This window comes from Aeromonas sp. LsrichE-8G (assembly GCF_022869435.1).
Classification (GTDB): Bacteria; Pseudomonadota; Gammaproteobacteria; order Enterobacterales; family Aeromonadaceae; genus Aeromonas; species Aeromonas caviae.
Genome location: NZ_JALIHH010000006.1, coordinates 1 through 21696 on the forward strand (window position 1 = coordinate 1; position 21696 = coordinate 21696).

General features: G+C 63.2%; 28 protein-coding genes. 11 read left to right on the plus strand and 17 right to left on the minus strand.

Features of this window, described 5'->3' with window-relative positions; translation table 11 throughout:
* Nucleotides 1-134: 134 nt before the first annotated feature.
* Nucleotides 135-260, plus strand: a complete 126-nt coding sequence (locus MUW49_RS21880) for a hypothetical protein (RefSeq protein WP_260395816.1) — start codon at nt 135-137, stop codon at nt 258-260.
* 117 nt (nt 261-377) lie between these two features.
* Here MUW49_RS21880 and MUW49_RS01120 read toward each other — a convergent pair whose 3' ends face one another.
* The 6 genes from MUW49_RS01120 to MUW49_RS01145 all read right to left on the minus strand — a co-directional run bounded on the left by MUW49_RS01120 (nt 378) and on the right by MUW49_RS01145 (nt 3834).
* Nucleotides 378-752, minus strand: a complete 375-nt coding sequence (locus MUW49_RS01120) for a hypothetical protein (RefSeq protein WP_052814374.1) — start codon at nt 750-752, stop codon at nt 378-380.
* Between the two features lie 58 nt (nt 753-810).
* Nucleotides 811-1062, minus strand: coding sequence for a hypothetical protein (locus MUW49_RS01125; protein WP_052814375.1), 252 nt, complete (start codon nt 1060-1062; stop codon nt 811-813).
* 221 nt (nt 1063-1283) lie between these two features.
* Nucleotides 1284-2186 carry a hypothetical protein gene (locus tag MUW49_RS01130; protein WP_052814376.1) on the minus strand — a complete coding sequence of 301 codons (903 nt, stop codon included), beginning with the start codon at nt 2184-2186 and terminating at the stop codon, nt 1284-1286.
* A gap of 11 nt (nt 2187-2197) precedes the next feature.
* Entirely contained in the window at nt 2198-2965 is a 768-nt protein-coding gene (locus tag MUW49_RS01135; protein ID WP_041212370.1) for a hypothetical protein, read from the minus strand.
* A gap of 12 nt (nt 2966-2977) precedes the next feature.
* Entirely contained in the window at nt 2978-3526 is a 549-nt protein-coding gene (locus MUW49_RS01140) for a hypothetical protein (RefSeq protein WP_017778352.1), read from the minus strand.
* 23 nt (nt 3527-3549) lie between these two features.
* Nucleotides 3550-3834 carry a DnaJ domain-containing protein gene (locus MUW49_RS01145; protein ID WP_024943298.1) on the minus strand — a complete coding sequence of 95 codons (285 nt, stop codon included), beginning with the start codon at nt 3832-3834 and terminating at the stop codon, nt 3550-3552.
* A 267-nt stretch (nt 3835-4101) separates the two neighbouring features.
* Here MUW49_RS01145 and MUW49_RS01150 point away from each other — a divergent pair, with 267 nt between their 5' ends.
* On the plus strand, nt 4102-4512 hold the full coding sequence (locus MUW49_RS01150) for an EF-hand domain-containing protein (protein WP_052814377.1): 411 nt from the start codon (nt 4102-4104) through the stop codon (nt 4510-4512).
* A gap of 77 nt (nt 4513-4589) precedes the next feature.
* Here MUW49_RS01150 and MUW49_RS01155 read toward each other — a convergent pair whose 3' ends face one another.
* From MUW49_RS01155 to MUW49_RS01170, 4 genes are read right to left on the minus strand one after another with little or no spacing between them, the layout of a single operon-like run.
* Complete coding sequence (locus MUW49_RS01155) at nt 4590-5114, minus strand: protein disulfide oxidoreductase (RefSeq protein ID WP_052814378.1); 525 nt, start codon at nt 5112-5114, stop codon at nt 4590-4592.
* 3 nt (nt 5115-5117) lie between these two features.
* On the minus strand, nt 5118-5858 hold the full coding sequence (locus MUW49_RS01160) for a DsbA family protein (RefSeq protein WP_244812329.1): 741 nt from the start codon (nt 5856-5858) through the stop codon (nt 5118-5120).
* A 10-nt stretch (nt 5859-5868) separates the two neighbouring features.
* Nucleotides 5869-7911 (minus strand): protein-disulfide reductase DsbD domain-containing protein, encoded by a 2043-nt coding sequence (locus MUW49_RS01165; RefSeq protein ID WP_244812330.1) that lies wholly within the window; start codon nt 7909-7911, stop codon nt 5869-5871.
* 55 nt (nt 7912-7966) lie between these two features.
* Nucleotides 7967-8347, minus strand: coding sequence for a hypothetical protein (locus tag MUW49_RS01170; protein WP_045523195.1), 381 nt, complete (start codon nt 8345-8347; stop codon nt 7967-7969).
* 163 nt (nt 8348-8510) lie between these two features.
* Here MUW49_RS01170 and MUW49_RS01175 point away from each other — a divergent pair, with 163 nt between their 5' ends.
* From MUW49_RS01175 to pspG, 4 genes are all read left to right on the plus strand, one after another.
* Nucleotides 8511-9239 (plus strand): 1-acylglycerol-3-phosphate O-acyltransferase, encoded by a 729-nt coding sequence (locus tag MUW49_RS01175; protein WP_039039739.1) that lies wholly within the window; start codon nt 8511-8513, stop codon nt 9237-9239.
* Between the two features lie 206 nt (nt 9240-9445).
* Nucleotides 9446-10108 (plus strand): phage shock protein PspA, encoded by a 663-nt coding sequence (gene pspA, locus MUW49_RS01180; protein ID WP_010672795.1) that lies wholly within the window; start codon nt 9446-9448, stop codon nt 10106-10108.
* A 2-nt stretch (nt 10109-10110) separates the two neighbouring features.
* Complete coding sequence (locus MUW49_RS01185) at nt 10111-10317, plus strand: PspC domain-containing protein (RefSeq protein WP_210599883.1); 207 nt, start codon at nt 10111-10113, stop codon at nt 10315-10317.
* A 47-nt stretch (nt 10318-10364) separates the two neighbouring features.
* Nucleotides 10365-10583, plus strand: a complete 219-nt coding sequence (pspG, locus tag MUW49_RS01190) for an envelope stress response protein PspG (protein ID WP_244812331.1) — start codon at nt 10365-10367, stop codon at nt 10581-10583.
* A gap of 50 nt (nt 10584-10633) precedes the next feature.
* Here pspG and MUW49_RS01195 read toward each other — a convergent pair whose 3' ends face one another.
* Nucleotides 10634-10969 carry a GIY-YIG nuclease family protein gene (locus MUW49_RS01195; RefSeq protein WP_050498264.1) on the minus strand — a complete coding sequence of 112 codons (336 nt, stop codon included), beginning with the start codon at nt 10967-10969 and terminating at the stop codon, nt 10634-10636.
* Nucleotides 10966-11859 (minus strand): EamA family transporter RarD, encoded by an 894-nt coding sequence (gene rarD, locus MUW49_RS01200; protein WP_113069038.1) that lies wholly within the window; start codon nt 11857-11859, stop codon nt 10966-10968. The genes MUW49_RS01195 and rarD overlap by 4 nt, the downstream gene beginning before the upstream one ends.
* 102 nt (nt 11860-11961) lie before the next feature.
* Between rarD and MUW49_RS01205 the strand changes: the two genes are divergently transcribed.
* The gene (locus MUW49_RS01205) at nt 11962-12552 is read left to right on the plus strand and encodes a uracil-DNA glycosylase family protein (RefSeq protein ID WP_010672800.1); all 591 of its coding nucleotides are present in this window, start codon (nt 11962-11964) and stop codon (nt 12550-12552) included.
* Here the strand turns inward: MUW49_RS01205 and MUW49_RS01210 are convergent.
* A complete protein-coding gene (locus MUW49_RS01210) occupies nt 12549-13406 on the minus strand; it encodes a DMT family transporter (protein ID WP_041214395.1) in 858 nt (285 codons plus the stop codon). The two genes, MUW49_RS01205 and MUW49_RS01210, sit on opposite strands and share 4 nt — an antisense overlap.
* Nucleotides 13407-13497: 91 nt before the next feature.
* On the opposite strand from MUW49_RS01210, the gene MUW49_RS01215 reads away from it, so the two are divergent.
* Nucleotides 13498-14415 carry a LysR substrate-binding domain-containing protein gene (locus MUW49_RS01215; RefSeq protein ID WP_042014956.1) on the plus strand — a complete coding sequence of 306 codons (918 nt, stop codon included), beginning with the start codon at nt 13498-13500 and terminating at the stop codon, nt 14413-14415.
* A 105-nt stretch (nt 14416-14520) separates the two neighbouring features.
* On the opposite strand, the gene znuB is transcribed toward MUW49_RS01215, so the two are convergent.
* Both znuB and znuC read right to left on the minus strand, forming a co-directional pair.
* Nucleotides 14521-15300, minus strand: coding sequence for a zinc ABC transporter permease subunit ZnuB (gene znuB / locus MUW49_RS01220; RefSeq protein ID WP_052814383.1), 780 nt, complete (start codon nt 15298-15300; stop codon nt 14521-14523).
* A gap of 21 nt (nt 15301-15321) precedes the next feature.
* The gene (gene znuC, locus MUW49_RS01225) at nt 15322-16086 is read right to left on the minus strand and encodes a zinc ABC transporter ATP-binding protein ZnuC (protein ID WP_052814384.1); all 765 of its coding nucleotides are present in this window, start codon (nt 16084-16086) and stop codon (nt 15322-15324) included.
* 94 nt (nt 16087-16180) lie between these two features.
* On the opposite strand from znuC, the gene znuA reads away from it, so the two are divergent.
* Together znuA and MUW49_RS01235 are read left to right on the plus strand one after the other, a co-directional pair.
* Nucleotides 16181-17104: a zinc ABC transporter substrate-binding protein ZnuA gene (gene znuA / locus MUW49_RS01230; protein WP_244812332.1), complete on the plus strand. Its 924-nt coding sequence runs from the start codon at nt 16181-16183 to the stop codon at nt 17102-17104.
* Between the two features lie 76 nt (nt 17105-17180).
* The gene (locus MUW49_RS01235; protein ID WP_244812333.1) at nt 17181-17855 is read left to right on the plus strand and encodes a transglutaminase-like cysteine peptidase; all 675 of its coding nucleotides are present in this window, start codon (nt 17181-17183) and stop codon (nt 17853-17855) included.
* Here MUW49_RS01235 and MUW49_RS01240 read toward each other — a convergent pair.
* On the minus strand, nt 17850-18791 hold the full coding sequence (locus MUW49_RS01240; protein WP_052814387.1) for a TAXI family TRAP transporter solute-binding subunit: 942 nt from the start codon (nt 18789-18791) through the stop codon (nt 17850-17852). The two genes, MUW49_RS01235 and MUW49_RS01240, sit on opposite strands and share 6 nt — an antisense overlap.
* Nucleotides 18788-20086 (minus strand): LapD/MoxY N-terminal periplasmic domain-containing protein, encoded by a 1299-nt coding sequence (locus tag MUW49_RS01245; protein WP_052814388.1) that lies wholly within the window; start codon nt 20084-20086, stop codon nt 18788-18790. The genes MUW49_RS01240 and MUW49_RS01245 overlap by 4 nt, the downstream gene beginning before the upstream one ends.
* 270 nt (nt 20087-20356) lie before the next feature.
* Here MUW49_RS01245 and mepM point away from each other — a divergent pair, with 270 nt between their 5' ends.
* Nucleotides 20357-21694 (plus strand): murein DD-endopeptidase MepM, encoded by a 1338-nt coding sequence (gene mepM, locus MUW49_RS01250; protein WP_244812334.1) that lies wholly within the window; start codon nt 20357-20359, stop codon nt 21692-21694.
* The last annotated feature ends 2 nt before the right edge of the window (nt 21695-21696 follow it).

Genomic DNA, 21696 nt, shown 5'->3' on the forward strand with positions numbered 1-21696 from the left:
ATCCTATCGTTGGTGGAGACGGCCAAGCGATTGGGCCGCTGCCCGCAGGAGTGGCTGAGGGCAGTTGTCAGGTCCTGCATCGAGAAAACCGACTACCCGTTCCCGGAGGAGTTGGTGCTGTCAACACCGTCCCGGTGAACGGTTACGAGGATACCCACCAGACCCTCAGCCTGGAGCAGGCCAATCACGATCTGGCGCCCTTCTGCATCCGGGTCGGTTACGCCGAGCCGGTCCGGTCGTGGCGTTACTATCTTACCTGAGCTCACCCGAGGGGTGACGCAGAGGGCGGGACGAGCCGCGCGATGCGGTGAGTCAGTAACAAAGGAGCCGGCAAGGCTCCTTTCTTGTGATGGGCAGGGCGAAGGCGGGGAGTGGCCCTAGTTGTCGACGTTCCAGGCAATGGGCAGCTCAAGATCGAATATCAGCTGATCCCCGTCGAGGGTAAAGGCCAGGCTGGTCTGGTGCTGGTCGTATTCATCGATAAGACGGCAGCTCTCGGCGAAGTTGGATTCGTAGCTGAGGCGCGCACTGCCGCCGGTGTTAGCCCCGTCGAGTTCCACCCCCAGTACCCGCAGCGGGTCTTTCTGACTGAGCTTGACCCGGCTGTCCCCCACGTCCACCAGCCGCTCCAGCAGGGGGAAGAAGTCCTGCTTGTTCGCCTCGATGGCCCGAGTGATGGCCTGCTCCAGCTCGGCGCGGCTGGCAAGGGGGCCATCCAGCGTGTAGCGGGTCTGTATCCTCTCCTGGGTCATGCTCTCTACCTCTCTGGTGTTGCCGGCGGGGGCCTTAGTCCTGGCTGTGATGGGGCGCTCAGGCGGGAATGCGGCCATTGCGCACCAGGGCCCGGCGGATGTTCTTGCACATCTTGCCGAAGTTGTAGAGCTCGTCGAAGGTGGGCAGGATGCCGCGATCGATCTGATATTGCCAGTAGCAGAGGTCCGTATCCACCAGCTCCATCAGCTTCTTGGGGCAGCCGATGCAGGTGTTGTCAGGTCCGCACTTGAAGGTATCCGGCTGATAGAGCGGAAACTCCGCCTTCACGGCGTCGATGATCTGTTGCATCGCGGTGATCCTGTCGGGCTTTCTGCTCACGGCCTTGCTCCCCGGCTCTGGTATGGGGGAGTGATTATATCCCTGTCAAAAATGTGGCCAATGACGCTTACGGGGTAGTTTTCTGCCGAGATCGGTGTTCACGGCCAGGGCTTGTGTTGAAAACGGGGCGCTGGATAGCACAACGCCCGGCAAGCCGGGCGTTGGAATACGCAGAAGGGAAAGGCCCGTCATCAGAAGTCGTGGTAGAGGGGCCAGCCGAGCAGGGGATGCTTGAGACCGGCGCGCATCTCCATGTTGTCGAGCTTCTCCGGGGAGGCGTCCTCTTTTTGCAGCTGCTGGTACTGGCGCACAAACCCCAGGGTGTGCAGCAGGTTCGGCACGAAGCCCGGGCTCAGCTCCTGGCGCAGGGCCGCGGCCATGTCGGCGGGCAGCTCACTCAGCATCAGGGCGAGCTGGGTGGCCAGATGGTCGGTGTCGAACCAGGCCTCGTCGAGGGCAATCTCTCGCGCCAGTCGGCGTTTGAGATCCTGCTTCACCTTGAGGGGGGCGGCGCCGCTGCCCTTGCCGCAGAGGATGCGATAGAGCAGCGCCTCGGCCAACTTGTCCTCCATGGTGGGGTGGTCGCTCTCGCTGGCGAAGAAGTGCTGGTCGATCAGCCCCATCAGGCGGCTCTTGTTGTGCTCGGTCAGTGCCTTCTCGTACTCCTGCCACCCTTGCCACTCCTCAATGTCGGGGGGGCTCGAGATCTTGTCCAGCAGGCGCGCATCCACGTCACCGTAGAGGCTGTTGCCAGCCTGCTTGGGGCTGACGGTGATGAGCATGGACCAGCCCTTCTGGAACGGCTTGATGGGGCCTTCCGGCGCCAGCAAGAGCGCCAGCGCCTTGGCCGGATCCCGCTGGGAGAGCTCCTGCAACCCCAGGCTCACCACGCCGATGACGTCGTGGGCGGCCTGCTCCAGCAGGTGCATCTTGTACTTGTTGTAGTACTTGTCGGCGAATTTCAGGCTCATCAGCACCGCCTTGCCCTTGATGGCGGCGAGCTGCTGCTGACTCAAGAGTTCATTGTCGCGGCCAAAGCGCAGCACCTGGGTGAGATAGGGGCCCTGGTTGGCATCGCGAATGACTAACTGCATGAATGGGCTCCTTAATCCAGAAAGCTGAACATGTCGTCGACGTCGCCGTACTCGTCTTCCTCGACCTTGTTCTTCTCTTTGGCCTGCATCACCAGCTCGGCGGCAAACTTGTTGATAATGCCGTCCCAGGTGGAGTGCTCATTGCGCAGCAGCGACTTGATGGACTTCTCCACCTCGGGGGCCAGCTCGCGGATCAGCATCAAGAGGCTGCGCGGGTCGTCCAGGGCGTAGTCGTGGACATCCTCGCTCTGCTGGCGTTCGCTGTAGCGCAGGGACTCTTCGAGATCTTCCTCTTCGGCGTGCAGCACGTCGCGATAGCCTTCCTCCTCTTCATAGCGATCGCCGCGATAGAACTCGATAAAGGGGATGGCGAGGTAGAAGAGACCGGCCGGATCCTCGGCCACGCACTCGAGGATCTCCCGCTGCTTGGCTTCGCTCTCCTGGGTGCGGATCAGGTAGTTGAGGAAGTCGAAGGTGTGCTGTTGCAGCTCGTCGGCGTTGTTCTTGATCGCCTCTTCCCAGTAGAGGGGCTGCTGGCAGACGATGTCGCGGATCCGCTCCGGGGTCATCAGCTCGGAGATGATGGAGGGGAAGGAGATGTCGTGCTGGCCGTTGATCTGGGTCAGGGTAACGATATCAATATTTTCAATGACTTCCGCCAGCTGGTCGTCAGACATGGTCTTGGCGATCAGCTCGAACTTCTCGCTGGCCTGCTTCGGCTCGATGACGGCCAGCTCTTTGATCTCGATGGCGGTAATTTCTATCAGACTGTTGCTCATGCCTTGCCCCAATTAGAAACGGACTTCGTCGTACATATCCTGCTCGCCCTGGTCGTCGCCATAGCGATCGCGGCGGCCGCCGCCGTGGTAGTCGGCGTCGGCATCTTCCCCGTCATCTTCTTCCTCGTCGCGCAGCTCGTAGTCGTCATCGGCACGGTGGCTGCCGCGCGGCAGCGGGTTGTCGAGCAGGAACAGCACGGCGCAGGCTTCCATCAGCTGATCTTCGCTCTGGGCCCGCACCGCCTTGACCAGCGGCAGGGCGGCGTTGTTGAAGCCGACGCTCACCTTGAACTCGTCCCAGGAGGGCTGCTCGCCGCTGGCGAGCCACTTGTTCCACTGCCCCTTGGCCTTGGCCGGGAACTGCACCCGGCCATAGAGGGCGAGCGGCAGGTATTCGGGCATGAACTCCAGCATGCTCATGTCGGCCAGCAGCAGGGCCTTCATCTGGTCGGTGAACTGCTCGAGCCCCTTGGGGTCGTCCTGATCCCGGTAGGATTCGATGTTCTCGCTGGCATCGCTTTGCAGGGCCTTGAGCCGTGCCTGGTCCCATTTTTTTTGCATAGTTGCTCTTCTTGCCTGGTGGCTCAGGGGTAGAACTGGTCCCACATCTCCTGCATGGCAGCAGCAGGATCGGTCACGATGACGTTGTTGAAATCCTTGATAAAGGCGGCCCGCTGTTTCGGATCGGACAGCACTTCATAAGCCTGCTTTACCTGGTGCAGCCGGGCGGCTGCCTGCTCTTTCTCTTCTTCGCTCGCCCCGTGCAGCTTGTCGGGGTGGTACTGGTTCGACAGCCGTCGATAGGCTTTTTTGATGTCGTTTTCACTGGCATTGGACTTGACGCCCAACACCCGGAAGTAGTTGTTCATGACGGATCCTGCCTCACTGGCATGGTGGAATTCATCCTGTGTCGACCTGGTGGCGGAACGTCGGCAAACCAGGCTCGGCAAAAACCGGAGATTTTAACGGAAAGCCGGCGCCTCTGCCATGAAAGTGCGGTCTTTCTGTACGAAAAGAGCGGGCGGTGCGAGATGGCGGCGGGGCTACACTGGCAGAGGGGGGCGGCAGGCCCCGGCGTTGCCCGGCCCCCTCTTGTCCGAACCATCCGGATTCTGCCGTCACAAGGAGTCATCGCCATGGTCAAGTCCGCGTTTTTCGTGCTCGCGCTGGCAGGCAGTGGCGCCTCTGCCAGCGACATATTGCCCGCCTCGCCGCTGATGGGGGATGTCACCAGGGCCCAGTTCATGGAGCGCGCCGCCCAGCGCTTCGCCTTGCAGGACAAGAACGGTGACGGCGTGCTGTCGGTTGCCGAGAAAGAGGCCAACCTGGCAAAGCTGGCTGGCGTGATGCAACAGGCTGGCAAGCCGGTCCCGGAGCGGATGAGCCAGCTCAAGCCGTCGCGGGAGACCACCAGGGCCCAGTTCATGGCGCGGCAGGAGGCGCTCTTCTCTCGCCTGGACAAGAACGGTGACGGGGTGATCGGGGAGTCTGAGCGTCTCGACATCAAGGCCAATCTGGAGAAGCGGGCGATGGAGGCCGCCCAATAGGGCGGGTTGTCAGCCCTCCGATGAAAAAGAGCCCGGTAGCGATACCGGGCTCTTTGCATCTCTGGCATGAAGGGGGGCTACCAGCTTGCCCAGAGCAGCCGCAACCTGAGCCCCCAGGCGCTGCTCCAGCCGGTGGTGCTGCTCACCAGAGCCCCATCCTTGATGACGAGGAAGGTCGGCGTCACCCCCACCTGCCAGCGGGCGGCCAGATCCCCGGACTCGTCGTTGTGGGTGGGGAAGGTCAGCCCCTTCTTCGCCATCCCGGCGCGCAACTGGTCATCGCTGCCGGAGCGCAGTGCCACCGTCAGCACATTTTCACCCTCCTGCCAGAGCTGCTCCACCGTGGGAGTGGTGAAGCGGCACACCCCGCACCAGCTGGCCCAGTAGTAGACCAGCAGGGGCTTGCCGCGGCTCTGCTCGGTCAGAGTGGTGGTGGTGCCGTCCTGCAGGGTGAAGGGGGCCTCCATGGCCCCCGCCGGCAGCGTGGGGCTGCGCCACAGATCCACCAGGGTGGTGATGACAAGCGCCATCAGCAGCAGCCAGAGCGCCTCCTTGCCCCAGCGGCGCCAGCGGGGGGCCTTTATGCCTGCATCCTCGGCCATGGCTTAGCTCCGCTTGGCCAGCTCGGCTTTGACCAGCTGCTCCAGCTCGTCATAGGGAATGGCACCTGGCACCAGCTGGTTGCCGATAAGGGTCGCCGGGGTGCCTTGCACGCCGAGCAGGGTGCCGATGCGCAGGCTGTTGCGCAGCTCTTCGGTGGCCTTGCCTGCGGGCTTGAGGGTCAGGTTGTCGGTGGCGGCCAGCGCCTTGTTGATGTCCGTCTCGGTCAGCATCCCCTGCTTGCTCATGAGCTTGTCGTGCAGGGGGAGGAAGCGGGCAGGATCCTGTTGCCACAGGGTCAGGCTGTACTGGGCTGCCTTGGCGGAGGTCTGTCCCTTGAACGGCAGCAACTTGATCACCAGCCCCAGATCGTCCGGATAGGCCGCGAGCAGCTTGGCGACCGCCGGGTCGAACTGCTTGCAGTAGGGGCAGTTGTAGTCGGTGAACAGCACCAGGGTCAGCTTGGGATGCTTGGCGCCGAGGCGCGGGCTGGTGGGGCTGTTGAACAGTACGTCCTGGTTGCCCTTGATGAAGTCACCCATCTGGGCCTGCTGGGTCGCGGCGTTCTGTTTCTCCCAGGATTCGGCTGCCTCGTCGAGGATCCCGGGGTTGGCGATCAGGGTCTCGCGAATGAGCTCCTTGATGCGGGCCTCCTGCTCCGGGGTGAAGGGGGCGGCGTGCAGCGTGGGGGTGCCCAGGGTGGCGGCTACCAGGGCGGTGCAGAGGGTCAGGGTTCGCATTCTCATGGCATTCTCCTTAGAAATGGGTGGTATCGGCCTGAACGAGGCCAGCCTTGTGCAAGCTGTCGAGCAAGTCGGCCTTGTCCAGCAGGGGAGAGAGGATCTCCCCTTCCGGCAGGCCGGGCCCGTAGATCTGGTTGAAGGGAACGGCGGCGGCGCCACGCTGGCGCAGGAAGGCGGAAATGGCATCGCTCGGCCGGCTCCAGTCGCCGCGAAGGGCCACCACGTCCGGGGCCGACAGGGCTCGCTGCACCTCGTCACGCAGCAGCACGTTGTATTTGTTGGCCTTGCAGGTGACGCACCAGTCGGCGGTGACATCCACGAAGACCCGCTTGTTCTGGGCCAGGGCGTCGGCGATGGCCTGCTCGGAGAGCGGCTGCCAGGCGATGCGATCGACGCTGCCACTCCCTTTCACCGTGAGGGCGCCCCCCAGCAGCAGGGCGCCGCCGATGAGTGCCGAGAGGGAGAGGGCCAGCGTGAAACCGCGCAGACCATAACGCCAGAGGATGCCCATCAGCAGCGCCAGCACCATGGCGGCCATCAGCCAGCCGGTGGCCGTGCTGCCCAGATGGTTGCCAAGCAGGCTCGCCAGCCAGAGGCTGGAGCCCAGCATCATCAGCCCGAGCAGGATGCGCAGTCGCCCCATCCAGCGCCCCGGTTTGGGCAGCCAGAGGGCGAGGCGCGGCAGGGCCGCCACCAGCAGCCATGGCAGGCTCATGCCAAGGCCGAGGGCCGTGAAGATGAGCCAGAGCTGGCCGAGGGGCGCCGCCAGGGCAAAGGCCACCGCGGTGCCGAGGAAGGGGGCCGAGCAGGGGGTCGCGAGCAGGGTGGCGAAACTCCCCTGCAGGAAGTGGCCACCGAGCCCCTTGCCGCCGCGGGTGGCGAGGCGAGTGTTGAGGTTGCTGGGCAACCTTATCTCGAACAGCCCCAGCAGGTTGGCGCAAAACAGCAGGGTCACCGCCACCATGAAGCCGATGAAACCGGCGCTCTGGAACTGGATCCCCCAGCCGACGGCTCCTTGAGTAGCGCGCAGCAGGCTGCTCATGGCCGCCAGCACCCAGAATGAGGTGATTATCCCGGCGCTGGCGGCGAGGAACTGCTTGCGCACGCCTCCTTGTTCGCGCTCCTGCTGCTGCAACACGGTGCCGAGTTTCAGGGCCAGCACCGGCAGCACGCAGGGCATCAGGTTGAGGATGAGACCGCCGAGCAGCGCCGCCCCCAGCAGCCAGAGAAGTGGCTGCCCCGGGGCCGGCAGGGCGAGGGGCCCGGCGATGGTGGCGCGGGTCTGCCAGGCCTGCTCGCCGCTACCGAGCAGCAGGCCGAGGGATTGGCCACGCAAGTCAGGGGCATCCCCCTGCCAGCCATCGCTGACCGGCACCCGGGCAATCAGGGTGGTGCCGCTTACCTCGAGTGCGGGCTTGCCGAACTCGGCCCCCTCCAGCGCATCGATGAAGAGCGCAGGCTCCTGCCAGCCTTCTGCCCGCTCGGCCCGCAGTTGCAGCAGGTTGTGCTGGTAGCCGAGCTCGACCCGGGTGTCGGCGGGCAGCGTCTGTGGCAGGGTGCTCATGGCCCGGGCCCAGGCGAAGTCGAAACCGGCCGGCGCCTGCCCATCCGCCGCCAGGGTGAAGGGGTAGTCGGTCAGAATGCAGACATTGCTGCAGGTGGAGAGGCGCAAGGTGCCCTTGAGCGGCTGCCCGGCCGGGTAGCCCAGGCTCAGGGGGAAGCGTACCTGCTCCTGATAGCCCTGGGTGCTGAGCCCGGCCACCTCGAAGGGACGCGGCGTGGGCCAGTGCCACTGGAAGTCGCCGACCGGCTCATCCCACAGGATCTGGGGCGCTATGCCCCCTTCACCCGGGCTGTGCCAATAGGTCTTCCAGCCTGACTCCAGCTGGACATCGAGCAGGATGCGGGTCTGATCCGGGACGCTGCGGTCGGCTTGCAGCCTGACCTTGGCGTGACTGTTCTGGGGGCGGGTGAGCCACCCCGTATCGCTGGCCAATCCGCTGGATTGCCACAGCAGGCTGCCCAGTAGCAGGGCCGCCTTGAAGAGATTCGACATGTGTTGGGTCTCGCAAAAAAATGAGTGACAGCAGGCTGAAAAAGCGCGGCTGAACTCATTCCCGCCAGACGCAGAGGGTGAGGTGCAGTCGCCGCTCTGGCGGCGAGACATTGATGGGGGGAGGCAGTGCCGGTGCGCGCCGTGACAGGGGCACCAGCAGGGCAATCACGAAGGCGATGGCGAAGAAGAGTTGCTCCACGCACAGCAGACTGGCGGCGCTCAGCCACTTGCCGTTGAGCTGGCAGCTATTGGGCTGCACACTGGCGGGCGTGCTCTTGTCGGCCTGGTCGTCGGCCGAGGCGAACTGGGGCTGGGTCTGGCAACTCACGGCGTGATCGAGCAGGGCGAGGCGGGCCAGCGGCTGGGCCGCGCAATTGAGCACCAGCAGGCAGACCAGCAGCAGGAGTCGTGTCGCCGCGCGTTGTTGCAAAATCATGCTCGCCCCGTTCATCAAGATGGCCACATCCTAGCGGGCAATGGCGGGTGGGGCAAGCCGGGGTGGCCGGTGGCGTCCGGGGCTGGTCGGTTCTGTCTGGCGAACGCTTGTTCGCTAAAAGGGGGACCAGTATACTGCGCCGAGTCAAATTCCGAGGTGTTCGATGCTCAAACTTGCCCGTGTGCTGCTGCTGGCACTGCTGCTCGTCTTCTGGTTCCTGTTCGGCCTGTTGCTTTGTCTGGTGCGCCCGCGCCACCCGAACAACGTCTATGTCTTCGCCCGCATGTATCATGCTGTCTGCCCGCTGATCGGCCTCAAGGTCCGGGTGACGGTGGCCGACGAGGTCAAATCGGTGGGGCCGGCGGTCTATGTCTGCAATCACCAGAGCAACTACGACATCTTCACCGTGACCGGCGCCGTGCAGCCCGGCGTGGTGGCGGTGGGCAAGAAGAGCCTGCTGTGGCTCCCCTTCTTCGGCCTCATCTTCTGGCTCTCCGGCAACGTGCTGATCGACCGCTCCAACCGCTCCCGCGCCATCGGCACCATCGGCCAAGTGGTGGATCGCATCAAGCATCGCGGCACCTCCATCTGGATGTTCCCGGAGGGGACCCGCTCCCAGGGGCGTGGTCTGCTGCCGTTCAAGGCGGGGGCCTTCCACACTGCCGTCCAGGCCGAGGTGCCCGTGGTGCCCATCGTCTGCTCCAGCTACTTCGGTCAGGTCGATCTCAACCGCTGGGACAACGGCGAGGTGCTGCTGGAGGTGATGGCCCCGGTGTGCAGCAAGGAGCACGGCGCCGCCGGCATCCGCGAGCTCTCCGACACCTGCCGGGAGAAGATGGAAGCCAAGCTGGCGGAGCTGGATGGCAAGCTTGGCCATCGGCCGGCGGCCTGAGCCCGGTTGGAGAGAAGAGAGGGAGCCGCTGGCTCCCTTTTTTATTGGTGAAAATCACCATCTTGTTGGTTTTTTTCACCACGCCGTATCCAATAAACATCCATCGTCAACTTTCATCTAATTGTAAATAAAGGAAAAAATATTCTGGCACGGCTCTTGTAATGTCATGGGAAGAGAGTGACACCCCATCAACAAGGAGCCAGACCATGAGCGTATTCAGCCGCCTGACCGACGTGATCAATGCCAACCTGCACAGCCTGCTCGACAAGAGCGAAGAGCCGGAGAAGATGCTGCGGCTGATGATCGAGGAGATGGAGCAGGTCCAGGTCGAGATGAGAACCCAGGCCGCCCGCGTCATCGCCGAACAGAAACAGCTGGAGCGCCATCAGCAGGCGCTGCGCAACCAGATCCAGGAGTGGGCAGCCAAGGCCGAACTCGCCATCCAGAAGGGCCGCGAAGATCTGGCCCGTGCCGCCCTCACCGAGAAGCTGGCGGAGATGAAGCAGTGCGAGCGGCTGGAAGAGGACAAGGCGCGGGTGGCCGAGGTGCTGGCCCAGCTCACCGCCGACAGCGAGCGACTGGCGGCCAAGCTGACCGAGGCGCGGGAGAAGCAGAAGATGCTGACCCTGCGCGAGCAGACCGCCCACAGCCGCATCCGCGCCCGTGCCCAGGTGGACAACCAGCGCATGCACGAGCTGGTGGCCCGCTTCGACGGCTTCCAGAACCGGGTCGATCAGCTGGAGGCCCAGCTGGAGGCGGCGACCCTGGGGCAGAATCCGTCCCTCGAGGCCCAGTTCCGCGAGCTGGAGCTGAACGACGAGATTGAGCGGGAGCTGGCCCGCCTCAAGGGTCAGAAGGTGGAGGCATAACCATGACACCCTGGCCCAAGGATCTCGCCCATCGCAAGCTGACCGGGGTCTGCGCCGGTCTTGCCAGAGGGCTGGGGGTGTCCAGAGTGACGGTGCGGGTGGTGGCCCTGCTCGCCCTGATCCTGATGCCGCCGCTGGCCCTGGCGCTCTATCTGGTGGGGGTGCTCGTCATGCCTCCCCGCCGTGAACTTCAACGCTGGCTGGAGTGATCTCCGGATCGCCCCGTCGGCAAGTGCAAGCCCGTGAGGAGCACAACATGCTGGAATTTATCGTCTTGATCCTGGTGCTGATCGGCATGGCGCTGACCGGATTCACCGTGCTGGCCATGCTGCTGGTGAGCGGGGCCTTCGTGCTGTTTGGCGCCCTGGCCGGCATGTTTGCCCTCATCATCAAGCTGGCGCCCTGGTTGCTGGTGGTGCTGGTGGTGTGCTGGCTCCTCAGCAACAGGCGCAAGCAGTCGAACACCTACCGTTAAGCCTCCCTGATTTCGTATCCTTCCTTGGCCACTGCTTGCAGTGGCCCTTTTTATGGGGGCGACACAGGGTCGGTGTGCGGGGTGGCAAGCCAGGAAAGGCTCCAGCCGTGCCACAACGCCGGCTCGTGTACCAGGCGCTCCTTGAACGCCTTGCTCTGCTGCTTGAGGCGGTACTCGAGGCGCAGCGCCTCGCGTTTGCCAGGGACCTCCTGCTGCCATACCAGGGAGAGGGGGCCCTTGCCGCGCAGGGCTCTGGCCCCCTTGCCGCTCTGGTGCTGACGCAGTCGCCGCTCGGGATCCGTGCTGATCCCCGCATAGAGTGCCCCGGCGCCAGTGCGCACCAGATAGACAAACCAGCGGGAGGGAGTGGGGGTGGCGAGGGTCACGAGGTGCGCCACCTGGCCCGCTGGCGCCCAAGCCGGTGCAGGGGCAGCAGGCTCACCAGCAGGCCGGCCCAGACGAAGGCAAAGCCCACGGATTTCACCGGATCCGGGATCTCGCCAAACCAGAAGAGGGCGAGCAGGAAGGCGAGGCTCGGCTCTATGTATTGCAACAGCCCCACCGTGCTCATGGGCGTGCGCGCCACCGCATAGCAGAACAGCCCCACCGGCAGCAGGGTGGCGGGGGCACTGCCCATCAGCAGCAGGCGATCGGTCCAGTCACCGGCCATAAACTGGCTGGTGCCCTGCAAGGTCAGCCAGCCGATGATGAGAAGGGCGACGGGCAACTGCACCAGGGACTCCAGATAGAGGCTGGTACCGGCGTCCAGTCTCACCTTCTTCTTGATGAGGCCGTAGAGGGCGAAGTTGGCACCCATCACGAGGGAGAACCAGGGCAGCTGGCCGTAGGAGAAGAGCATGTAGGCGAGCCCCGCCAGGGCGAGCGCCACCGCCAGGTGTTTTTGCGGGGTGAGCTTCTCTTTGAGGAAGAGCACCGCAAAGGCGATGTTGAACAGCGGGGTCATGAAGAAGGCGAGGCTGGTGGCCAGCACCTGGCCCGTGGTCAGGCACCAGGTGAACATGCACCAGCTGATGGACATCACGGGGCCTGCCAGCAGCACGAGGCCGAGCTGCCGGGGATCGCCGCGCAGGGCCCCCCAGGGCACCCGCTGGCCGAGGAGCAGAAGCAGGCCTCCCAGCAGCACCACGGACCAGAGCACCCGGTGGGAGAGCAGTTCCCACATGTTGATCTCGGGCATGAACTGGTAATAGAGGGGCAGCATGCCCCACAGCACGAATGAGAGGGCCGCGCTGCCGGTGCCCATCCAGTTCTTCATCTCTCTCCGTTTATTAAACTAAACAATGGCGGCTGCATGATAAGTATCCGCCGCCCCTTTCACAAGCGGGAGCGGGGAGAAAACTCTGGTACTATCTGGCCCATGAACCGACTCGATCCCCTGTTTGAACAGATCCGGGCCTGCCGCCTGTGCGAGGCCCACCTGCCGCTCGGCCCAAGGCCGGTGATCCGCGGCAACGAGCGCGCCCGTCTGCTCATCATCGGCCAGGCCCCTGGCACCCGGGTACACGCCAGCGGCATCCCCTGGGACGATCCCTCCGGCGATCGGCTGCGCTTGTGGCTCGGGGTGGACAAGGCCACCTTTTACGATGAATCCCGCATCGCCATCATGCCCATGGGGCTCTGTTACCCCGGCAGGGGCAAGTCGGGGGATCTGCCGCCGCGCCCGGAATGTGCCCCCACCTGGCACGACAAGGTACTGATGCTGCTGCCCAACATCGAGCTGACCCTGCTCATCGGCCAGTATGCGCAGGCTTACTACCTGAGGGCGGCGGCGAAAGGATCGCTCACCGAGACGGTGCGACACTGGGCGGACTATGGCCCGGCCTGGTTGCCGCTGCCGCACCCGTCCCCGCGCAACACCCTCTGGCTCAGGAAGAACCCCTGGTTCGAGCAGGCAGTGATCCCCCATCTGCAGCAGAGGGTCGCCCCCCTGCTTGACCCGGCAGGCTAGAGCGCCGGCTCGGCCTGGGGCTTGGGCTTGCTGCGGGCCATGGCGACCAGCGGCAGTATGATGCACAGGCACCCCAACAGCAGCGGCAGCCCCGGCTGTTCGTCAAACAGCCAGACCCCGATGGCGACCGCCATCAGCAGCCCGGTGTACTCCGCCGAGGCGATCTTGCTCGCCTCCGCCTTGCGATAGGCCATCACGCACAGCCCCGCGTAGACCATGATGAGCGCCGAGGAGCCGAAGGCGGGCCACCACATCTGCCATTGCCACTCGCCCCCTTCCCACCAGGCCAGCGCCAGGATGAAGGGCATGCTCAGCACATTGGTGAAAAACAGGGTCTGGGCGATGGGCTGCTGGAGCGGGATGCGCTTGATCAGCAGGTTGTTGACCGCCAGAGAGAGCGCCACCCCGAGCGCCGCCAGGGCAGCCCAGTTTACCTCGGTCGGGCGCAGCACGATGAGCACCCCGACGAAGCCGAGCAGCGCCGTCAGCACCTTCTGGCGCGAGAGTGCCTCCCCCGCCAGCCAGACCGCGAGCGGCACCATCAGCAGCGGGGCGGCATAGAAGAGGGCGTTGGCGGTGGCGAGCGGCAGTCGGGTGAGGGCGACCACCATCAGGCAGACGCCGACGGCCCAGATGTGGGCCCGCAGCAGGTGCCACTTGAGGGCTACCGGCGGGTTGCGCCGCCAGGACCAGAGCAGCCAGGGGGTGAGCAACAGGGCCGCGGAGAGCTGGCGGAAAAAGACAAACTGGAAAATGGGCTGGTCCGGCTCCAGCACCTTGACCAGGGCATCGGAGAAGACCGCCACCATGTTGCCGAGCACCAGATAGAGGATGCCTATCCCGACTGCATTCATACCACCTCCAGATTCAGATGAGGGGAGGGTAGCCCGCGGCCTGTTATCCAGTAAAATGATAAAAAATCATCACGCATGAGAAATTTGGATAATGAAGCTGCCCCCCCTGCGCGCCGTTCAATATTTCGAGGTGGTTGCCCGCCTGCTGAGTTTTTCCCGCGCCGCCCTGGAGCTCAATGTCAGCCAGAGTGCGGTCAGTCACCAGATCCGTCTGCTGGAGGATTTTCTGGGGGAGCGGCTGCTGCTGCGCCAGGGGCGGCTGCTCTCCCTGACGCCCCAGGGGGAGATCTATTTCGAGGGGATCGCCGCCGGGCTGGTCCAGATTGCCCAGAGCAGCGAGCAGTTGCGCGGTGGCGGCGAGATGCGGGTGCGGCTCGCGGTCTACAGCTCCTTTGCGGTGAAGTGGCTGATACCGCGCCTGGCCGGGCTGCGCCAGCTCTATCCCGAGCTGGATCTCAGCCTGGAGATGGTGGCGGAAGATCCCGAGCTCTCCGACAGGGTGGCGGACGGTTTCATCACCGTCTCCCCCGAAGGGCCGGGTTACATGCACGATCTGCTCTATCGGGAGCGGCTGATGCCGGTGTGCAGTCGGCGGATGTGGCAGCAGGTGGAAGGGGAGTGGCCCGCCACCCTGTGGCAGTTGCCGCTGCTCTCCATCCAGGCTATCTACCGCGAGAAGGGGGAAGATTGGCGGCGCTGGGCCGAAATGGGGGGACTGACCATTCCCCCCGAGGCGAGGGTGCACCATTTCAGCCATATCCTGCTCGCGCTGGAGGCGGCGAACTGGGACCAGGGAATGGCGCTCATCAATGACTACATGTTGCAGCCGGAGGATCCGCGTCTAGTGCGACTGCCCCTGCACGCCCTCGAGACCGGCGACAACTTCTATTTCGTCTTCAAACGCTCGCGCGCCCATGAACCCGCCATCAGCCGGTTGCGTCAGTGGCTGTGGCAGGAGTCGCAGGCGAGCCTGAGACCCGGGGAAAACGAGCCTCTCAGGCGCGTCTGAACGGGCTGGGGGCCCTATGCAGAATGGACGGCGCAGCCCACGACGCAGGAGTCTGCTTCGGGGGGGCCTGATGGCACTGGCGAGACCAGGGCCATCAGGAGCGGGTCAGGTGCGCTTGAACTGGCTCAGTACAAAGAGGGTGGTGGCGCAGACTACGACCGAGGGACCGGCCGGGGTGTCCTGATACCAGGAGAGCGAGAGCCCCCCCAGCACCGCCAAGCACCCGATCAGGGCGGCAAAGCCGGCCATCTGCTCCGGGGTCTGGCTGAAGCGGCGGGCGGTGGCGGCGGGGATGATCAGCAGGGAGGTGATGATCAGCGCGCCGACGAACTTCATCGCCACGGCGATCACCAGTCCGATCAACAGCATCAGCACGCAGCGCAGCACATCGACCCGCACTCCCTCCACTCGCGCCAACTCTTCCGAGATGGTCATGGAGAGCAGAGGATCCCAGAGCCGCCACAGGGTGAGCAGCACCAGGGCGCCGCCGCCGTAGATCCAGAGCAGATCCATGGGTTGTACCGAGAGCAGGTCGCCGAACAGGTAGGCCATCAGATCCACCCGCACATTGTCCATGAAGCTAAGGGTCACCAGGCCGAGCGACAGGGCGCTGTGGGCCAGGATGCCGAGCAGGGTGTCGGTGGCCACCTGCTGGTTGCGGCTCATGATCACCAGTAACATGGCCATGGCGAGGCAGCAGACCACCACCGCCAGGGTGAGGTCTACCTGCAGCAGGATGCCGAGGGCGATGCCGAACAGACAGGCGTGGGAGAGGGTGTCGCCAAAATAGGCCATCTTGCGCCACACCACGAAACTGCCGAGGGGGCCGGCCAGCACGGCGATGCCGAGCCCGGCCGCGAGGGCGTATAACAGAAAGCTGTCCACTTGATGATCCTGTTGCGTGCGTTACGGGTTGCGGGAGGGCAGGCGGATGACGGGCGCCTGCGGTTTATGGTGGTGATGCTCGCCATCGCAGTGGTGATGGTGGGTGTAGACCGCCAGCACCTCCTGCTCCGGCCGCCCGAACAGGCGGGCAAATTCCGGGTGGCGTGCCACGCTCTCCGGCTCGCCGTGACAGCAGACGTGGCGATTGAGGCAGATCACCTCGTGGGTGCTGGCCATCACCAGGTGCAGATCGTGGGAGACCATCAGCACGGCGCAGTGGAATTCGGCGGCGAGCTGGCCGATGAGGGCGTAGAGCTCGATCTGCCCCGTGATGTCTACTCCCTGGACAGGTTCGTCCAGCACCAGCAGCTCGGGCTTGACCAGCAAGGCGCGGGCCAGCAGCACCCGCTGCATCTCGCCGCCGGAGAGCTTCTGCATCCGGTTGTCCAGCAGATCCTGGGCGCCGACCCGGCTGAGGGCCTCCTCGATGGAGAGGCGGCTGTTCTTGCCGAGCTGCAGGAAGCGGCGCACCGTCAGCGGCAGCGTGGGGTCCAGGTAGAGGCGCTGCGGCACATAACCGACCCGCAAATCGCGGCGGCGAATGATTTCGCCCGAGTCCGGATTGAGCAAGCCCAGCACCAGCTTGCTCAGGGTGCTCTTTCCCGCTCCGTTGGGGCCGACCAGGGTGGTGATTTTGCCTTTGTTCAGGGTAAAGGAGACCTTGTCGAGCACGAGTCGTCCGTCAAATGAGAGACAGACCTCTTTCAGCTCCACCAGTTGGGTCATGACAGCTCCGGGGTTTACAGCCTGTGGAAGTTATAATATAACAGCGACGTTGGTTTGTTATATTATCACACACACACTCCCTGACGAGACCTCTATGCGAATTCTTGCCCTGATCACTGCCCTGCTGGCGGTGAGTCTGCCTGTCCGTGCCCTCGAGGTGCTGACCACCATCAAACCCCTTGGCTTCATCGCGGCGGCCATCACGGAGGGAGTGAGCGAACCCAAGGTATTGCTGCCGACGGGGGCTTCCCCCCACGACTATTCCCTGCGCCCCTCCGATATGCGCAGCATCAACGAGGCCGATCTGGTGGTCTGGGTAGGCCCCGAGCTGGAAAGCTTCATGGCAAAGCCGCTTGCAAAGCATCCCCATGCACTGACCCTGACTCTGGTGCCGGGCATGCCCTTGTTCAACTACGCAACCCAGGCGAGCCACGACGACCACGATCATGAACACGAGGCCCACGAGCACGGTGATCAGGATGATGGTCATGAAGGGCACCATCACGAAGGTGTGGATCCCCATCTCTGGCTGGGCCCGGCCCAGGCCAAGGTGATCGCCACCGCGATCGCGACCGAGCTTGGCAAGCAGGATCCGGCCAACCAGACGCGTTATGCCGCCAATCTTGCTGCTTTCAAGGGCAAGGTCGATGCCCGGGACAAGGTGATCGCCGAGCAGATGAAGGTGGTGAACGAGAAGGGCTACTTCGTGTTCCACGAGGCTTATGGCTACTGGGAGCGTCACTACGGCATGAGTTCCAGGGGACACTTCACCGTGAGCCCTGAGCGTCGTCCCGGCGCCAAGACCCTGGTGGAAATCCGCAAGGTGCTGGAAGAGAAGCAGGCGAGCTGCATCTATGCCGAGCCGCAATTCTCGCCAGCGGTGATCGAGTCGGTTGCCCGCAACACCGGGGCCAGAGTGCTGCTGCTGGATGAGGTCGGCGAGCAGGTGCCGCTCGGTCCGGACGGTTATCCGCAATTCATGCAGCAGTTGGCGGATGCCTTCGCCCAGTGCCGCTAGGCCTTGCCCGACATTGACGATAGAGGCGGCGCGGCCAACTATACTGACCTCCAGCATCTGATATGGAGTGTCAGTCATGAAATGGTTGCTCGTCTCTGCCTGCACGCTGACCCTGCTGGGATCCGGCATACAGGCATCCGGTCTTTCCGAACACATCGCCAGCCCGGAACTCAGGGCAAAAATGCAGGCTGTCTACGGTGCCAGGGCGATCCAGCGCGCCGAGGCCTTCTCCCGCCTGCTCACCCCGAGGGCCGGCACGACGGATCAGCAGAAGCTGGAACTGGTCAACAACTACTTCAACAATCTGACTTACAGCGAGGATCCCAGACTCTGGGGTGACGAGGATTACTGGGCCAATCCCCTGGAATTCATCGGGGCCCGGGGCGGGGATTGTGAGGATTACAGCATCTCCAAGTACTACACCCTGATGGAGCTCGGCGTCGACGAGAAGAAACTGCGGCTGGCCTATGTGAAGGCGATCCGCTACAACCAGTTTCACATGGTGACGCTCTATTTCCCGAGCACCAAGTCAGATCCCCTGGTGCTCGACAACATCAATGGCCGCATCCTGCCGGGCAGCCAGCGCAATGATCTGCAACCCGTTTACAGTTTCGATGCCAAGAGCATCTGGGTCATGAAGTCGCGTCGCGAGGGAACCCTGGCGGGGAGCGCCGATCGCCTGACCCAGTGGACCTCGATGCAGAGCCGGTTCTCCAGCGAGCACCTGCGTGCCCCCCGCCGCCAGCTATAGCTTGCCCGCGCTGTTCAACTCTTCGAAGTATCTTGCCGCCCCCGGGTGCTGCGGGACGCTCAGCACCGGGCCCGTCTTGTTGCGTGCCTTGTGGAACAGGTTGGCATAGCCATAGGTCTGTTCGTTGAAACCGGTCTGCTGGCTCAGCATCGCTTTGGTCAGACGATAGACGTCTTCGTCTGGTGTAGCGGCATTGGTCACCAGAGTGGCGGCAATGGCGAAGGTCGGTGTCGCCTTGAGGTTGCCGGGATAGATGCGAGCGGGTACCTGGCTGCGCTGATAATACTTGACCCCCTTGAGCAGTCGCTCCCGCGTCTCCCCCTCGATCGGCAGGAAGCGGATGGCGCAGCGCTTCGCCGTGGCCAGCACGATCCGGTTGGGATGGCCCATCACCAGGCCATAGGCATCGATCTGCTTGCTGCACAGCGCCTCGGAGAGATTGGCCACGCTCTTCAGGTCGAGGTCCTGCTCTCTGGTGCCCAGTGCGTGGAACAGGGCCAATGCCGTCTGGCGGGTGCCCGAGTGTTTCAGCCCCATGTCGATGGGGGCCAGCTTGAGTTGCGCCAGGGTGGTGATGTCGCCATCGGCTCGCACCACTATGGTGAAAGGTTCCGCATGGGTGGCGAAGAGGGTTCTCAGCTCGGGTTGGGGTTGCCTGGCGAACGGCCCGATCCCCTGGCTGGCCTGATAGAGCCAGTCGGACTGGACGAGGGCATAAGGGGTCTCCCCTGCTTGCAGCATGCGCAGATTCTCGATGGAACCTGAACTGGCTTGCGGCTTGCATGACAACGTGGGGTCACTCTTGTTGGCCAGCCGGCAGAACTCCTTGATGACCTGGTAATAGATGCCCTGCTTACCGCCCGTGCTGATGGCCAGGGAGGCGGCGTGCGGAGCGGGTTGCCACAACAGGGCAAGCAACAACAGCGGGGTTCTCATGATGCCTCCTGAGTGGCGTAGCCATCGATGCCCCAGTTGCGCAGGGTGTCTACGTCGCTCACCTCGCTGGCTTCGGCCAGCAGGGTGTAGCCGGAAGCATGGAGGCACTGGGAGAGCAGATTCCAATAGAGGGGGGCCTGGGTCAGCTGGCAGCTGATGAAGACAGGCCTGATGGGATCGAGCCTGGCCAGGTTGTCGTTGTTCATCGGGACATTGCTGAACGCCATCTCGATCCCCTGGGTCTGAAGCGCCGTCAGCCGCTCTTCGGCGAGGGGGGGCAGGCTGGCCAGATCCCAGTGCCAGTCCAGGGTCTTGCCTCTGGCATTGGCCAGAGAGGGGGCGAACTGTGCCCAGTCGGGATGGTTCAGCAGGCTGAGGGGCAGCTGAAGCCCTTCCGCTTTCTCGACAAGAAAGTCGTTGAACAGGGCCCTGATCTCATCGGGCGAACTGTCCGTGGTGGGGGGGGGCTTGGGCAAGAGCCGGCTGTAGAGTCTGATGTTGCCCTGAGTGGAGACGAAATGCTGCAGGTACATGTCACCTGCAGTATCGGTCAATCCCGTCAGCTTCTGGTGAGCCAGGGGGACGTCGAGCCTGCCGAGCTGGGTGATTTTGAGCCGTTGCTGCAGCAGATCCCGCTTGCGTTCGGACACCAGTTGATTGATGGAGGTGGCGACCTCCTGCAACTCGCGAAGCCAGGGGAGAGGCAGGTTGCCGCTGAACTGACGTTTGCGGATCTGGGTCAGTTGCTGGCTGATCTGTTCAAGCGGACGCAGCAGGCGACGGCATACCCAGGTGATGACCAGAGTAAAGACCAGCAGGCCGGCGAGCAGGGCAAGCCCGGTACGGCTGATGGCGTTCCACAGGTGCTGGTAGGCATACCCCTCGTGCCCTTCCAGCGTGAGAGTCCCAAGGATGCGCCAGCCATCGGTCAACTCCTGCTCAATCTTGACCGGGGGCATGTCGATAACCGAGGGAAGCCAGGTGGGTACGTTTTGTTGTGCGGTGTGGAAGACCTTCTGGAACAGCAGTTGACCGTCCGGATCCAGCAAGACCACCGAGCTGACGAAGCCGCCGTCAAACATGGCATTGACGATGGTTTCCGCGAGAACCTTGTCATCATTGAGCAGGGTGCCCTGGAGTACCAGACCCAGGGCAGTGATGGCGGTCTCAAGATTGGCCGACATCTGGTCGAGAATGGATTGTCGTACCGTGGTGATCTCCAGCATGAGCAGCAGGACGGCACCGATGGCGAACAGGATTAGGATGATCACATTTAACAATTTTGCCAACGACATACCCACTCCATGGTGATGTTTTTGCAACATTTGCGGATCCGGAGCGCCAAACAACCGGACTAGGTTCTTAAAAATAGAAAAAAATGGCTAAAAACGACGATCATTTCTGCCCATGCTGGAAGGTTATGCATAAAATGTGAGTTTCGTGCATGTAGCTATGAACTTTTTGTAAGTATTTAGGTCTAAAAGCCAGATATTCGGTTTTCATAATAAAAAATCATAAAAACAGACCCACAAACACCACCCTTAGATCTAATAACAGGATAGCGGATGAAACGTCTCCGTCCCTTGGTAGCACAGGCTGCCAATTGGGAACCCCCGGTTCCCCGCAAACACTTTTACGCCATGCTATTGCTCACGGCCATGACGCTGTCAGCGGTAGCCGTATTGCCAGCCCCGGGTGACATCCTGGAGCGGCCACTGCGTCTGGAGTTGCCGATCGCCACCACGGGCACCGCAACCAACGAAGACAATACCGACTTCAACGACATCCCGGATCACGAGCTGGTGGAGGCCGCAGCTCCGGAGGACGACATTCCGGCCGATCCCACGCCCCAATGGCAGGACTACCGGGTACGCAACGGCGAAAACCTGACCACCATCTTCAACACCCTGGGCCTGTCCACCACCACCCTCTACAAGGTGCTGGATGCGGACACCAAGAACCATCTGGCCCGCCTCAAGCCCGGCCAGACCATCGAGCTGCTGATCGATCAGGACAACATACTGCAGCAACTGAAGATCCGTCTGAACATCAAGCAGACCCTGGTGCTGGAACGCACCGATGACACCTACAGTGCCAACATGCTCAACGAAGAGGTGGAGTGGCAGAAGAAGAGTTATGAAGGCGTCATCAACGGCAGCTTCTACGTCAGCGCCCGCAACGCGGGGATCCCGGCGAACCACATCCAGAAGATTGCCAACCTGTTTCAGTGGCGCCTGAACTTCGCCAAGGATCTGAAAAAAGGGGATAAATTCAAGGTATTGGTGCGCCAGGAGACGGTAGAGGGCAAGAGCACGGGCAACACCCAGCTGCTCGGGGTCGAAGTCTTCAGCCAGGGCAAGGCGGCGTCGGCCTGGTTGTCTGAGGATGGCAACTACTATGACGGCCAGGCGAACAGCCTGGAGCGGGGTTTCCGCCGTTACCCGACCCACAGCCGCTATCGGGTCAGTTCCAACTTCAACCCGGCACGGCGTCATCCCATCACGGGCCAGGTGCGTCCCCACGAGGGCACCGACTTCGCGCTGCCGGTCGGGACGGCCGTCATGGCCACTGGGGACGGCGTGGTGCTCAAGGCCACCCGCCACCCGCTGGCCGGTACCTATGTGGTGATCAAGCACGGCCGGACCCTGACGACTCGTTACCTGCACCTGAGCAAGCTGCTGGTCAAGCCGGGCCAGAAGGTGAAGATGGGTGACAAGATTGCCCTCTCCGGCAACACGGGCCGCTCCACCGGTGCTCACCTGCACTACGAGGTGCGCATCAACAACCGCCCGGTGGATCCCATGAAGATCAAGCTGCCGATGGCGGAGCCGCTCTCCGGCAAGGACAAGCGTCAGTTCCTCGCCAAGGTGAAGAGCTACCGCAAAGAGATGGAGGCGGGCTGAAC